This window comes from Flavobacterium rhamnosi (genome assembly GCF_048286515.1).
Taxonomy (GTDB): domain Bacteria; phylum Bacteroidota; class Bacteroidia; order Flavobacteriales; family Flavobacteriaceae; genus Flavobacterium.
The window spans coordinates 18,362-33,909 of record NZ_JBLVPS010000020.1; the positions used below are offsets into that span (position 1 = coordinate 18,362).

Annotated in this window: 9 protein-coding genes; all 9 read right to left on the minus strand. The window is 36.6% G+C overall.

The features are described from left to right. Positions 1–119: 119 nt before the first annotated feature. Entirely contained in the window at positions 120–1,235 is a 1,116-nt protein-coding gene (nagA, locus tag ACNQGN_RS14710) for an N-acetylglucosamine-6-phosphate deacetylase (RefSeq protein WP_417988582.1), read from the minus strand. Positions 1,236–1,288: 53 nt separating this feature from the next. Next, the gene (locus tag ACNQGN_RS14715) at positions 1,289–2,476 is read right to left on the minus strand and encodes an AGE family epimerase/isomerase (RefSeq protein ID WP_417988583.1); all 1,188 of its coding nucleotides are present in this window, start codon (positions 2,474–2,476) and stop codon (positions 1,289–1,291) included. 29 nt (positions 2,477–2,505) lie between these two features. Further along, a complete protein-coding gene (locus ACNQGN_RS14720) occupies positions 2,506–4,695 on the minus strand; it encodes a GDSL-type esterase/lipase family protein (RefSeq protein WP_417988584.1) in 2,190 nt (729 codons plus the stop codon). 137 nt (positions 4,696–4,832) lie between these two features. Further along, entirely contained in the window at positions 4,833–6,077 is a 1,245-nt protein-coding gene (locus ACNQGN_RS14725) for an MFS transporter (protein ID WP_417988585.1), read from the minus strand. Between the two features lie 70 nt (positions 6,078–6,147). Further along, positions 6,148–7,320 carry a galactose oxidase gene (locus ACNQGN_RS14730; RefSeq protein WP_417988586.1) on the minus strand — a complete coding sequence of 391 codons (1,173 nt, stop codon included), beginning with the start codon at positions 7,318–7,320 and terminating at the stop codon, positions 6,148–6,150. Positions 7,321–7,350: 30 nt separating this feature from the next. After that, complete coding sequence (locus tag ACNQGN_RS14735) at positions 7,351–8,271, minus strand: dihydrodipicolinate synthase family protein (RefSeq protein WP_417988587.1); 921 nt, start codon at positions 8,269–8,271, stop codon at positions 7,351–7,353. Positions 8,272–8,358: 87 nt separating this feature from the next. Further along, on the minus strand, positions 8,359–9,810 hold the full coding sequence (locus tag ACNQGN_RS14740; RefSeq protein WP_417988588.1) for a RagB/SusD family nutrient uptake outer membrane protein: 1,452 nt from the start codon (positions 9,808–9,810) through the stop codon (positions 8,359–8,361). 18 nt (positions 9,811–9,828) lie between these two features. Beyond that, the gene (locus ACNQGN_RS14745) at positions 9,829–13,278 is read right to left on the minus strand and encodes a SusC/RagA family TonB-linked outer membrane protein (RefSeq protein ID WP_417988589.1); all 3,450 of its coding nucleotides are present in this window, start codon (positions 13,276–13,278) and stop codon (positions 9,829–9,831) included. Between the two features lie 548 nt (positions 13,279–13,826). Continuing rightward, positions 13,827–15,059, minus strand: coding sequence for an ROK family transcriptional regulator (locus ACNQGN_RS14750; RefSeq protein WP_417988590.1), 1,233 nt, complete (start codon positions 15,057–15,059; stop codon positions 13,827–13,829). Positions 15,060–15,548: the final 489 nt, after the last annotated feature.

Here is a 15,548-nt window from a genome sequence, read left to right on the forward strand (position 1 = left end):
GCGGATGCCCATAAGAAGACAAATGCCAGACCAGTAAACAGAAGTTTCCACTCCTGGGATCTAACTATATTTGGAACTGTTATGGCTTTAGCTGTTTTATTTAAAATATCAGGGTTACGTCAAATAGTATTCAACGTTTCGAGCTGAGACAGATTAGCATTGAATGTGACAAAACTGGCTGGAAATCCAGGTTTTATTTTTCCCAATTGATCTTCCATATTTATTGCATTTGCCACACAACAAGTAGCCATTTTAATAGCTTGATCCGCAGATACATTTAAATGATTGAAAGCATTCTGGACTGCTTCTTTCATCGAAATACTAGCACCTGCCAAATTACCTTCTTCATTTCTGTAAAAGCCATTTTCCAGATGAGCATCAAAATTTTCCCATTTAAAACTGGAAACTTTGCGCCCTAAAAAAGCAGCATCACTTATTAAAAAGAATTTATCCTGCTTTAGTTTATAGGCTAATCTTGCAGCGGCGTAATCACAATGGGCACCATCTAGAATAACAGGAGCATAAACGGTTTCATTTTCTAAAGTGGCTCCGACTAAACCCGGTTCCCTATGGCCAAATTGAGTCATAGCATTGAACAAATGTGTTACCAGTTTAATACCTTTAGAAAAATAATATTGCGCTTCTTTATAGGTCATGGTCGAATGTCCTGCAGAAATAACGATACCACTTTCTAAGAGCATGTCCAACTGCTCTTCTGTAAAGCATTCTGGGGCAATGGTGATTACTTTTATCACATCTTTACCGTGACGGATAATTTCTTCCAATTCAGAATTGGTAGGTTTGCGGACCTGATGAATACTATGAGCACCGCGTTTTAAAGGATTCAAAAAAGGACCTTCCAGATGCATTCCTATTACTCCGTTATTGTACTTTGCTTTGTAATTACGAATGGCTTCAATACCTTGAAGAATGGTTTCATTGGAAGAAGATATCAGGCATGGAAGCACATGAGTAGTACCATATTTTAGGCTGGTTTCATAAATATCCTGAATGGTTTCTTCCGTTGGGGTTTGACTAAAATAAAGCTTCTCTCCACCATTTATTTGAATGTCTATTAAACCAGCAGCAATGTGCTCTCCTTTCAAGTCAATGAGTTGAACATCAGTGGGAGTTTCTTTTTGGACCGAAGTAATTATTCCGTTTTCTATAATAATGACGTCATTATTTATTGCTTCGCCAGTATGTACAATACCGTTAACAATGGCTTGTTTCATTTTTTATGATTTAATATGTTTACATTTCTTTTGGGAGATAACCGAAATCAAGTTCAACTGTCTTCTAAATACTCATTAAGTAGCTGCAAACAGTACCATTCCTGTCTTGGCAAATGGAAAGGTCCTTTGAACATATTTCCTTTTGCCGTTTGGGCGATTGTTCCGTCTCTGTGCAAATACCCAAACCATTCTCCGTTTTCTTTATCATGGAATTTGCTGTAGGCATAGTCATGTACCATTTTGTGCCATGTTGCATATTTTTCATTACCAGTCATGATGTAGGCTAAAAGAGTTGCAATAATCACTTCGTTATGTGGCCACCAGAATTTCATGTCCTGCCAGTATTCTTGTACGGGTTTGTCATATACATCACGGTAATACAGAATGCCACCGTGCTGCTTATCCCATCCGCGTTCCCACATGTAATCAAGCATTTTACAGCCCAATTCAATTAAATGGGGATCATTATTGCGGTATTTTGCTTCCTGTAAAATAAACCAGGCACCTTCAATGGCGTGACCAGGATTCAACGTGCGACCATCAATATGATCGATAATGGAACCATCTGGCGCTACTTGTTCCATTACACACTGAATATCGTCTTTTACAAAATCAGTTTCAATTTCTGTAATCCATTTACTAATATACTCATCACAACGTGGATCTCCGATATTTTCCCGTAGCTGTTGTGCCGTGTTTATCATAATCATTGGTGTGCCAATTCCTTTTGATGGTCGGGTAGCTGTGAATTTAGGTTCTAATAAATCGGGTGTGGTTGAATACTCGATACATTTTCCGAATAAAAAGCGCGCTTTTTCAGCGGCTGTTTCATCTTGGCTAGCTTTTGCGTAAGCTGACATGGCAATAACTGCAAATGTTTCCGAGAAGTAATACCGGCGTTTGCGTATGGGTTGTCCGTCTCGTGTTACGTGAAAAAACATCTTTCCATCGGTATCAAAGCAATGGTTGTTTAAAAAATCGATACCTGTCTTAGCACCTTCTAACCATTCTTGTTTTGGCTCGATAGTATTGTAAAGCGTAGCCAATAACCAAGCGGCACGGCCTTGTATCCAAACGGCTTTGTCATCATCAATTAAACTTGCATCTTGATCACGCATTAATAAATAACCTCCAAATTCGGTATCAATAGAACGTGGAAACCAAAATGGAACAGTGTCATTTAATAATTGATTCTGATAGAAGTTTCTGAGATTTTGAAGATCTATTTTTGAATAACTCATTTTTTTAAATATTATATAGTAGTATGTAACTAATTGTATTTTATAACCGGCATTACTTTAGATGTCATTAAGTCAACCTTATTTGACGATGCGTTTATCTGTACGGAATTTCTTTTAATTTTAGTAGTTGTATTGACTTCTAGTCTAAAAGTCGAAGAGGGCAAGCCAGCTTCGTTTACTAAATTGGCTGTGGTAAAAGGTTTCCATGCGTATAAAACCGTTCTTATTTTTTCTCCTTTCGGGACATTAATAATTACTTTATTTTTTACGATTACTGCTTTGCTTTGGACGTGAATTCCTTTGTCGTTTACTAATTCAAAACCAATTAGTTCTTTTTTGTCTGCGGTGGTCAGTTGTTTTGCAAATGCAAATGAAACTATGATGCTTTCGTCTTTTTGCACCGCTTTCAAAGCAGAAGGGCCATTGGCAATTACAGATTTCCCATAAGTGTAGCGCAGGGCTAAGAGAGCCAAACGATCTGCTACTTCTTTTTTCTTAATTGGATGTACATTAAGGCTGTCCCCATAATCCATACTGATCGCCATACCACTCTGAGGTATTTTATGTTGCAATCTGTTTTGGACAGCTCTGAATGCTGGCCATGTTGGTCGATCAATACTTGATAATTGGACATAATAGAAGGGAAGTGATGTACCCCATGCTTTGCGCCAGCTTTGCACTAATAGTGGCATAAGATGTTCATACAGGTCAACATTGTGTGCATTGCTTTCGCCTTGGTACCAAATTATTCCTTTTATTGGAAATTTTGTAAAACCTTCTACTCCTGCTTCAAAATTATAGGAAGGATCATACGGATGGCGTTGTTTTACATTTGTAGCGTTTTTCAAATTTAGATTCGCACGTTCTCTGACCCATGGCATAATGAAGTCAGATTTGCGCCAGTTGGTTAATAAATCGACCACTTTGTCGTCATGTTCTAACGTATACCTGTCAATCCATGATTCTATTGGCGATCCACCAACAGCAACTTGAATTAAACCTACCGGTACATTCTGTTCATGGGCTATGTTTTTACCAAAGTAGTAAGCGATTGCAGAAAAATCTTTGACACTTATAGCGTCAGTGACAGACCAACTTCCGGAAAAGTATTCGAGCTGATTGGTTTTAATCAAAATGATAGAATCCCAAGGCCTTTCATCAGTCTCACCAATAGCTTTGGCATTGAATAGTCGAATAGCGGAATTTGCAATTGCTTTTTTTACTTCCGCTGAACCATTTTCTGAATTTTGAAGTTGAAATGCCATATTTGACTGTCCGGAGCAGAACCAGACATCCCCAATTAGAATATTCCTTAAAACAATTTGTGTTCTTTCAGATTGAATGTCCATTTCATAAGGTCCGCCGTGGATCATCGAAGGGAAAGTAACTTCCCATTTTCCATATTTGTCGGTGACGGCAGCTTCTTTTTGTTTTTTGAACGTTATTTTAATTGTATCACCTCCGTTAGCCGTTCCATAGATTTTAATGGGTTGGTTGCGCTGCATAACCATATTGTCCGTGAAAACAGAAGCTAATTTTAGTCCACCATAATTTTGTGTAGTATTTTCATAAACGGTTTTCGCCAGAATAGTTGCTCCTTCTTTTGTCGGATGCAAAGCATCAGGAAAAAGATCTGGGCGATGGTACAGCTTTTCATGCAAGTCAATTAAATGAACCTGATTCGCTTTTGCAATATTTGTTATATGGGATTGAATTTGCCAAAACCAATCTCTCGTTCCCGATTTAAAACGAAGGTGCTCATTAAATATTGGGGTCAATCGACAGATGTAAATTTTGACAGCCGGATTTTGTTTTTTTAATGCATCCAGTAACCAGGCATAATCAGCATCAAATTCCCCATTGTAATTAGGCCAGTTTCTAGGATCGGTATCATTTAAACCTAAATGAATAATAGCAATATCAGGCTTGTATGCAATGGCATCAGCACATTCCTTTGTGCTAGCGTAGGGAGTGCTTCCTTTTTTCAATAGTGTTGCTCCACTATGCCCAAAATTCCTTACTTCATATTGCTCACCCATCAGGATTTGAAGTTGTGAAGGGTAGGATTCTTTTGTAGCATCAGATAAGAGATAACCCGCTGTTACAGAATCTCCAATGCAGGCCACTTTGATAGTTGTTTTTTGCGCAACGGACTCAAAATGAAAGCCTATTGAAACGAAAAAGACCAATAAATATAGATTTCTTTCTATTGCACTCATGGTTTTATTTTTTCAGGAATTAGTACAGATTAGGCATAAATTATCCACAAGGCGGAACACAAAGCTCCGCCTTAACAGATAAAAACCAAACCAACTTAAACCAATTATTAGAACTTAATAAATGATACTAGAACGTTTTAGGCATCAACGAAATCATTCACTTTAGGGTGTAGAAAACAGATTTGTAGCACTAATGCAATTACAACCACCCCCGCCATCAAAGCAAAGCCAGAGCCTAAAGTTCCGCTATCGGATGATTTGCCTAATAATGAAGTTACTAATGCACCACAACCGACTCCGGTCATATTTAAAACACCATAGGCCGTCGCCCGGTATTTTGAAGAAACAAACTGACATATGATAGGCATGTTATTGGCATCAAACATTCCGTAACCTATACCAAAACAAAGTGCAGCACCAACGACATTGAATAAAGAATGGCCAAAACCAATTAGCAATAAAGCAGGAATTGTTAAACTTAGCCCAATCGCACTGGTATATACCCTGCCTTTGATATTTTTCTGTACCCATTTATCCGATAAGATACCACCGAAAATCACACCCAATAAAGAGGAGAATGAAATAGCGATGGTTGCTAAGGGACCTGCCTGTTCCATTGGGATCCCTAAGTTTTCAGAAAATAGGGTAGGCAGCCAGTTTTTAGTAGCCCAGCCCGGTAAGCTTATTATGGCGAAATAGAATAAGATAATCCAGAAAGATATGTTAGTGAGTAACAAAGCTAAACCTTTAAAAAGAGAACTTTTTTCATTTGATGTCATCAAATCCGAATCGGAATATTTTATTTCAACAGCTTTTTTCTCTCTCAATAGGAACACTAAAACAAAAGCATAAACAACACCTATTATTCCAAAATAATGAAAGGTAGAATGCCAGGAATAGGTAGCGGCGATAGTAGCGCCAAAACCTCCTAATGCGGAGCCCACATAAAGCCCTGTCATATGAATACCAATGGCAAGAGATCTTGTTTTTTGCTGATGATAATCGGCAATTAAGGATAAACCAGCAGGAATATAGAGGGCTTCACTCACTCCCATAAGCGCTCTTAACCAATAGACCTGATTGTAAGTTGTTGCATACCCCATTGCATAAGTTACCGCTGACCAAACAAATAAACTCCCTACGATGAGCCATTTTCTGTTTAATTTGTCCGCAATAATTCCAGATACAGGGCTCATTAAGGCATAAATCCAAAGGAATATTGCCATTAGACGCCCAAAATTTTCACCGGAAACTAATTCAGGGATATCCGCTTCCATTGAAGGACGCATCGTAGCCAGCATTTGCCTGTCCATATAGTTTAGTAATGCGACAAGCCAGAGCAAGCCTACAACTACCCACGGATAATATTTACTGTTTTTCATGTATTATTTTTTTAAGTTCTAACGTTCTTTTTCAACATGAAAAGGGAAGGTAAAACTAATTGAATGAGTGTTATTTTATTGTTCCTAACTGGACATCAGGTGTACGAATTCCAGGTTTTATTTCGCCATTTGATAAAATTATTTCCTCATTCCACATGGTGGCTGTTGTAGTCACATGAGCAAGAAAGGGCAATTCACCAATCTTAGACCATGAATCGGTAAGGGTATCGTATAATAAGATTCCTTTATAAAAACCGTCATGATTCGTGTTTAACTTATTCTTCTCTGCAGCTAGTCTGGCCTTTTCTTGTGGAGAATCAGTTTGTGCAATTTGGGATAAATAGGTTTCGATTTTATGAAAAACAATACCATTATCACCGCCAGTAATTAATATAAAATGGTTCCCTACAGCCACACCAGCACCAGCCGAAAAATTAGTTGTGTTTTCGCCATCAGAAATGCTTGCACGACTTTCCCAAATTTGTTTTTTAATGTTAAAAACGAAAGTGGTATTGTGCAGATCACTTATTCCTGAAGGTGTTTTTGTTCGCCCGCCAATCACATAAATAGAGGTTCCATCTTTGTCTTTTTGAACTACCGCAACGGAATTCGCCAGAGCGATTGGTAATTTTGGCAATGTTTTCCACTGCGGATTAGTACTGTTTAAATCAAGACTTAAAAACAGATCAGAAGATTTAGTCGCCTCATCACCACCAATGGCGTATAGTACATTCCCAATATGTGTAAGACCAATATTTGTAATGGGTATAGGGAAATTAGGTAACGATTTTGTTTCAACCTCACTTGTAGCTGGATTCCATTTTAGAATAAAAGTTTTATTGGAAAGTCCATTTTCATTTTCACCACCTACATATACCACCCCTAGGTCAGTTGAAGTAGAGCCACAATAGGCGATAGGTTCCGCTAATGTATTTTTTACCTCCTTGTTCCAACTGTATTTATTGTTGCATTTATGCAATACATGAATCTCTTTTGAATACTGTTTTTTTCCACCTTCCCATGGCATTTTTTCTTGGAAATTGGCACCTCCGGTGACAATTAAAACATCGTTACTAATACCATTAATAGCACCTGCAAAACCCAATGAGATGCTTCCATCGGCATTTTGTAATTGCGCTATAGTTTTCCATTGCACCTGGTTTATGGCTTTTTTTTGAGAAAGGATATCAGTTGTTGACATAATAAGTAGTAAAAGAATTAGAGGAGAAATGTATTTATACATAATGCTTGTTTTGAAATAAAACGAAATAAGCTATTTTGATTTGAAATCTTCAAAATTTAGGCTTTCCACATCTTTTTTAAATAATTCGAATTGATCAGTGCTCATGTTTTTGACAGGCAATCTAAATTCACCTAAATCAAATCCAACCATTTTCATATAGGCTTTACCCACAGATATGCCACCGTATTTACCCAATAAGCGAATCATATCGATGGATTGTTGCTGTAAAACACGTGCTTTAACCAGATCATTGGCATTAAAAGAGGCAATCAAATCATAATACAACGGAGCCGCATAATTAAACGTGCTTCCTACAGCACCTTTGGCGCCTAAAACTAACGCAGACAGCATATTTTCGTCACGTCCCCAAAGCATATCGTATTTCCCATTTTTATAGCTCATGCAACTTTGAAAATCCATGAAATCTTCATGAGTATATTTTACCCCTGCAAAATTCGGTAGTCTTCCGTCTAAGGCTTTGACTAAATCAAACATCGGCACGTTTACTCCTGTCAATACTGGAATGTGGTAGTAATAGAAAGGCATATCAGGAACACTTTCGCCTACTTTGATGCAGACCTGTGCCAGCATATCGGCATTGGCAGGTTTGAAATAAAATGGAGCTGTCAGTGAAACGGCATACAAACCGATTTCATAGGCGTGTTGTGCCAGGTCAATACAATCTGAAAGACAAGTTCCACCTAAGAATACCATCACCTTAAAATCAGCATCATCATTAGAACAGTCAGCCCAGGCTTGCGCAACGGCTTTTTTCTCTTCTAATGTAATGGAAACTCCTTCTCCGGTGGAGCCATTGATAAAGGCGCCTGTAATTCCGTTTCGTTTCAGAAAAGTATAGTAAGTCGGAATTAGGCTAACATCTAATTTTCCATTACTATCAAAGGGTGTAAAAGGAGCTGAAATAAGCCCTTGCAAATGTTCAATTTTCATGATATCTATTTTTTTTTGTCGTTCTCTTTATGCTTTTTTAGTAGACCGGGAATTTAAAACTCCCGGCTACTTTAAATCTAGATTTTATTATGGGTTTTGAGTAATTTTAGGATTGAAGTTAATGGTATTTTGGGATATTGGAAACAATACCTTTTTACCGGTCATTGATGGTACAAGATCCGTTTTGTTGAAACGTACTAAATCCCACCATGCCTTACCTTCAAAAGCTAATTCTTTTAAACGTTCGTTTAAAATAACATCATTGTTAGCTGCCATAGATCCATTTGTAAATGCCGAAGAAGCATCGGCTCTTTGCATTACTTGATTCATTTCTAAAGTTGGATCCTGACCTAAAGCATTTTTAATTTCTGCTTTCATCAACAATATATCAGCCCAACGATAAATAATAATATCGCTAACAAATCTTCTGGTAGCGCCGTCGACAGTTCCATTGTATTTCACTAAACCTGTTACGACCGGAGTAGAACCATTAAATAGCGTTAAGTAAGTAGCTGTTTTTCGGGTATCGGTAGCACTAAAATTAAAACGGGTTATGTCTGGTTGTACTCTGGAAATACCGGCATTACCAGTACCAACTCCCAAGGTTCCAAAAGTTGCAGTTGCTGTGGCTGCTGTTAGTGGTGCAAAGTCACTTGGTCCAACAAACATGAAAGAATTCCAATTATCAGATAATGATGAAGGTACATCAGCTATGGAATAACGAACTGCAAAAAGCACTTCCGCATTTCCTTTATTGGTAAAGCCAAATACATCTTTGAAATTAGGCAGTAATGTTGGTGCTGATGGAATAGCATTAATTGCAGTTAAAGCCGTATTTAAATCAGTATTTCCGCCACCTAATTGTTTTGCGGTCCATAAATTCACATCTGCTTTCAAAGCATATGTAGAAGCTAAAGACAGCTGAGCTTTATTGTTTGTGGCATCAGGATAATTAGCAATAGCCGATTCAATATCAGTCTTAATGAATGCAAAAGTTTCTTCAATCGTATTGCGAGGAACAATATATTCTGATTGATTTGTGTTTTCCGTTGGTGTCGTTACAATTGGCACACCTCCCCAAGAGCGGGCCATAATGAAATAAGCTAAAGCACGCATAGCATGCGCTTGCGCTATATATCTCTTTTGTTCATTCAATGTTGTCGGACTAAATTGAATTGTCGGGACATATTTCAAAACTAAATTAGCCTGGTGAACTACCGTGTACAAACCCGCCCAGTCTACATCGATGTTTTGTGCAGTTAGATTGTTATTGTAATAATTTGCCAAACTCAGAGGTGATTGAACACCACTGGTTACTTCAGCACTTCTTGCCCCGCCTAACAAATAATAATTTTGCTGGGTTTGAGTTCTAAAATTGAAGTACATACCGTTTACGCCTGCTTTAGCATCATCTTCTGTTTTCCAAAAACTGGCAGAAGTAATTACGCTTTCAGATTGTAAGTTTAAATCGTCTTGGCAAGAACTTACTAGTGAAAGTCCAGTAAAAAGTATAGTGTATAATAGAATTTTATTTTTCATGATATTTTAATATTAAATTTACAATCCAATGTTTAAACCTAGGATAAAGTTTTTTGGAACGGGATAGGTTCCTTTTGCTCCTGCATCATTTAATCCAAGACTTGATCCTCCATCAATGCCTTGTACTTCAGGACTTAATCCACTGTATTTAGTAAAATAGTGTAAATTGCTTCCTGTTACATAGACACGTACTGACGCTAATCTGACTTTTTCAATGATTGATTTAGGAACAGTGTAACTTACTGTAATTTCTCTTATGCACAGATAATCTCCGCTTTCGTAGTAACGGCTATTTCCTTGAAACATATTGGTGTTATATCCTGCACCGCTTGCTTCAGAGCGGAATAAGTTATTTTGGTTGGTTTGATCGGCCCAACGGTAACGTGGGACGTTAGTAATATCACCTTCTTTTTGCCAAGATTGTAAACTCTCTGTCAATAGTCCGTAATTCCCTTGAAATTGGCCAACAAAACGTGCTCGTGCTTCATTGTAAATAGTAGCCCCTAAAGAATAATCTGTTCTCACAGTCAGTGAAAATCCTTTGTAACTAGCATCAAAATTAAAACCTCCTACAAATTTGGGGAACATATTACCCATGAAAGTTCTGTCTCGGCTGTCAATTATACCATTGTTGTCTGCATCTAAAAATACTGCATCTCCAGCAAATTTCTTGCCGTTTGGATTTCCTCCTGCAGCAGCTGTTTTAGTTACATAATTATCATGTGTAGTTAAGTTATAAGCATCTGCTTCTGCTTGAGTAGAAAGAATAGACAATTGTTTATGAGCATAAAAATTTCCAATTTTTTGGCCTTCTTGTAAACCCCCAACGTACTTGTAACTGCCACTAGCTGCATCCCAAATTTCAGTTCCACCAATTCTATTGTTGATATTTCCATTGAAAGGAAGTTTCTCTATTACATTAGTATTGTGCGAAACATTAGCACCAACATTAATTTTTAAATCATTTTGATTGTAAAGATTAGCATTCAGCTCTAATTCAAAACCTTTACTTCTTAATCCTCCTAAGTTTGTTAGAACTGTAGAGAAACCACTATTAGAAGGCAACGTAAGATTGGTTAATAAATCTGAAGTCAATTTATTATAAAAGTCTCCGATAACTCTAATCTTATCATTATTAAAACCAAGATCAAAACCTGCATTTATAGTTTGTGATTGCTCCCATTTTAAACCTGGATTTGCAATTTGAGAATTTATAATGGCAGATTGTCCATTGTAACTATTGGCAAATCCATTCGCTGAACCAGAATATAATCCTCCCGATTGGAAATCACCCAAAGTACCTAAGTTACCGTTTACACCGTAACTTCCACGAAGTTTAAAAGAAGAAAGAGCTTCCGGCATCACAGTCCAAAACTTCTCTTCATGGGCATTCCAACCTACAGATAATCCTGGAAAAAAACCATATTTATTATCCGGACCTAAACTGGAAGAACCATCATAACGGAAAGAGGCTGTTGCAAAATACCTGCTTTTGTAATCGTAATTTACACGACCAAATACACTGTTCAAGACTAATCTGGTATTGTTGCTGTATACAGAAACCGGTATTGGAGATGAATCCAAAGTTTGTGCAAGATCCGATGGACTTCCTTTTCCAGAAGCATTAAATGCTTTTATGGTTCTGTCGAATTTAGAAGCACCCAATTTTGCTTGAAAATCACCTACATTATTCAAAGATTTGGCATAAGAAAACACCCCTTCGTATTGCACTTGCGCTATTTGATTGCTTAATCGGGTAGCGGTACGGGTATTATCTACCAAACCATTACTTCCACTTAAAAAAGCTTGTTGAAAAGTATTATCATTTTCATTTTCACTGTATAATGACAATGAAGGTGTAAAAGTTAAATCATTAGTGATTTTTAAATCACCATCAACACCCATCTGCAATTTATTATTCTCATTAATTCCTTTCACTTTGCCCATTTGGTATAATGGATTTCCATTGATATTGTTCTGTCCAGGTGCTAAAGTTCCATCCTCCAAGTATAATTTTGTTGTCGGAGCATTTCCTAAATACCTGTTGAAAACAACACTATTGGCAACAACTTGATTATTACTGGACTTTGAATACAAAACGCGGCCATTTATTGTAAAGTTATCCGTTAATTTCAAAGAAGCATTCAGTTTGCTGGTAAAACGCTGGTATCCAGTAAATATAGTTATTCCATCTCCTTTTAAATAACCTAAGCTTAAATCAAAAGTACCGGCATCTCCACCACCGCTAAAACCTAAAGTGTGATTTTGTGTGATGGCATTTTTAAATAAAACATCATTCCAATTTGTGCTTTTGTACATAATGGTATTGCTAGCATTAAGAGGATCTGTCATTTCTTGCCAGCCTTTAGCTTGTAAACCTTGAATGGTGCTTGCATCCAGATTGGATTTCAGTAAAGTGGCAAATGGCGTGTTATTTAATAAATTATTTCCAGTACCGGCAGGAGTAGCTCCTGTTAATTGCCCAAGTCTTGCAATACCTGTAGTAGTTGAAAGTCCGGCAATTTCAGCTGCATTATACAAACCTAAACGTTGCAGTCTGATGTAGTCTCCTCCCTCTAGAAAGTCATATTTCCTGCCTACCTGACTATTCTGAGTGGAAACATTATAAGTGATTTTAGTTTTGCCTGCTTTACCAGTCGATGTTGTAATAATAATTACACCATTAGAAGCACGAGCTCCATAGATTGATGTTGCAGCGGCGTCTTTCAATACTTGTAATGATGCAATGTCAGCAGCGTTGATATCATCAATTTGAGTACGAATAACTCCGTCAACAATATACAGAGGAGTTGCACCCGCAGGATTGTCAATAGAAGTACCTCCACGTACTAAAATATTAGATGCTTTACCTGGTTGGCCTGATGCTGTACGCACCACTAAGCCAGTTACATTTCCCTGCAATGATTGTGTTACATTTGAGTAAGGAACATTCTCTAAAACTTTTTTGTCTAATTTAGAAACGGAGGTGCTTAAGGTTCTTCTGTTTTGAGAACCATAACCAACAACGATAACTTCATTCATTTGCTGTCCCACTTCCTTTAGAACGATAGTAAGAGGCACATTTCCAATAGTTATTTCTTGTTCCTGAAGTCCGATGTAAGAAACTACTAATGTGGTAACATTGTCAGGTACTTCAAATGCAAAATTTCCATCAAAATCTGTCTGGGTTGAAATAGTAGTTCCTTTTGCAATAATATTTACTCCGGGTAAAGATTCTCCTTTTTCATTGGTTACCTTTCCAGTAATTTTCTTTTGGATTAGTGCTAATTTATTTAGTCCATTTGTAACAATTCCATTTTTTTTTGAAAAAACAGCGGTTGTTGAGGACACTGAAGCGGATGCTTGTACAGTAAAAGCTAGTAGAAATAAGGATGTTAATTTCATAGCTTTTCCGAACTCTGGGGTAAGCCAATAATTTTCAGGCTTGCTTTTTGGTAATAAATACATACTTTTGTAATGGTTAGGTTAATAGTAATTGTTCCTTCTTGGTTTATTTATTTGTTTTCCAGCCATCGTTCTGTTTTAAGAACAAGCCAGCAATGTTTACAGCATACGCTGGCTTTTTTTATGGATAACAAATCAATATTTTAAAACAGAGGGTATTCCCAATTTTGTTTTTTATGTTGAAAATCTTAAAATCTTTCTTTGTATTTTAAGAATATGAGCTATTGCTTTCGTTTTTATTGACAATCTTTATCAATGGTAAAAATCATTTTAATAGAAAACACCACAGTCAAAATAAATGTAGAAGTTAGTACTCGTAAAATACAAAAATCTCTTTTTTTATTTCAAATAGTACACGGAGTTTTTCTCTTCAGTTAAAGTTTTTTTCTTGATTCTTTGATTTAGAGAAAGGAGAAAAGATATTAAAAGAACAATTTTAAAATAGAATTATTTTCCGTGTTATTTATTGTCACGGTGTAAATATATAAATAAATTTAATAAATACAATACAATTATTAAAATATTTTAATAATTAAAATTTGGAAGTAATTTTAGTTGTTTATTAATGGGGATAACATTTTTTCTTTAATGACACAACAAGCTCCAATAACTCCAGCACGTCGACCTAAAGTTGATTTCTTAAGCTTCATATCTCGGTTAACTAAACCTAATGAATATTTTTTTAAGGCGGATTGAATAGGTAAAAGAATATAATCACCTAACTGCGCAAAATCACCACCAATGACCAATAGATCAGGATTAAAGATATTGAGTAGGATAGACAAGTAGCGTCCCATTTTCTCACTTTGCTTGGTAACCAAATCAACACATAAACTATCTTCTAAATTCAAGGCACCAGCAATAATAGCATGGTGTTGTAAAGCTAAAGCATTATCGTCAAGAACTACTTTTGATTGTTTTCCTTCCTTTAGAGCATCCTTGAACTGATTTACGAGTGACCAGCCCGAAATTTCAGTTTCGAGACATCCGAGTTTGCCACATTGGCACATAATCCCATTATTGAAGATAGTGCTGTGTCCAAATTCGCCAGAATAGCCGGATTTACCATAATATAGTTTCCCGTCTGTTATCATTCCAATAGCAACACCCCAACTATAATTAAGGAATATTATATTCTGTTCATCATCAACCACTCCTTCAGAATATTCACCAAAAGTCATCGCTCTGGTGTCATTTTCTAAATGCACAGGTAAATCCAGTTGCTCTGAAATTATTTCTGTTAAAGGTCTGTTTTCGCTAAAAAAATAATTATAGCTGAATCCCTCCATTGAATTTATTCGACCTGAAAAATTGATACATGCTCCCACGATCATCTTTTTTTCGACAGAACTGTCTTCTACGAATGAATTAATTAAGCGGCAAAATTGCAATAGCGATTCTTGGGTGTTTTCCAATGCAAAGGAAGTGCCCAATTCAATACTTACAAATTCATTTTTAATATTTTGTAACCCAATTGACATATTAGCAATACCAACTTCGATTCCTAAAAAGTAAGCACAAGTGGGATTGATGCTGAATAGGGAAGGGCGTCTGCCTCCGCTATTGGTTATTTTTCCCATATCTACAACATAGCCTTCCGATAATAGTTCATTAATAGCTTTAGTAACTGTGGGAACACTCGACTGCAGTTCAGAACTTAATTCTGCAATTGTGGCATTACCCGCTGATAGCAATCGTTTGGTAATTGCCTGTCTGAGCATGTGCCACTTCTGTCCAGAAAGGCTTCTGTCTTTACTAATGTCTAATAAATCTTTTAAACTCATCGTTGTACTTTTAAAAAAAATTCCGGGTTTCATTTACAAACTTACTATAATTTTTTTACGCAATGACGTAAATTTTATAGCAGTATTAAATTGCTTGCATGTTATAATTAGTATTTCAGAGGGTGAGTTTAATTTGGATTTTGTTATAAGAGAAAATGAAATGAAATCAGAGTGCCTAATAGCATCAAAAATTTTTATTAAAAGTACGTTTCGGCTAATTTAAAATGTATTCGAGCGCATTTTTTGTGTGAGGTTTGACAAATAATCGTAGAAATTTTATAAAAACAACTGCTATCGCTTCGTTTTCAGTAGCTTAAAATTCATTCCGAGGGAAGCCGCAAGAGGAAAATGTTTTTTTATCTAAAAAGGGAAAGAAACTCATTGTACCTTCTACATGTAATTTTGGTATTCAGGCAAATGAAGTCGCATGGGAAATATTAAAGAATAATGGTCGTGCGCTGGATGCTGTTGAAGCCGGAGTACTAGATC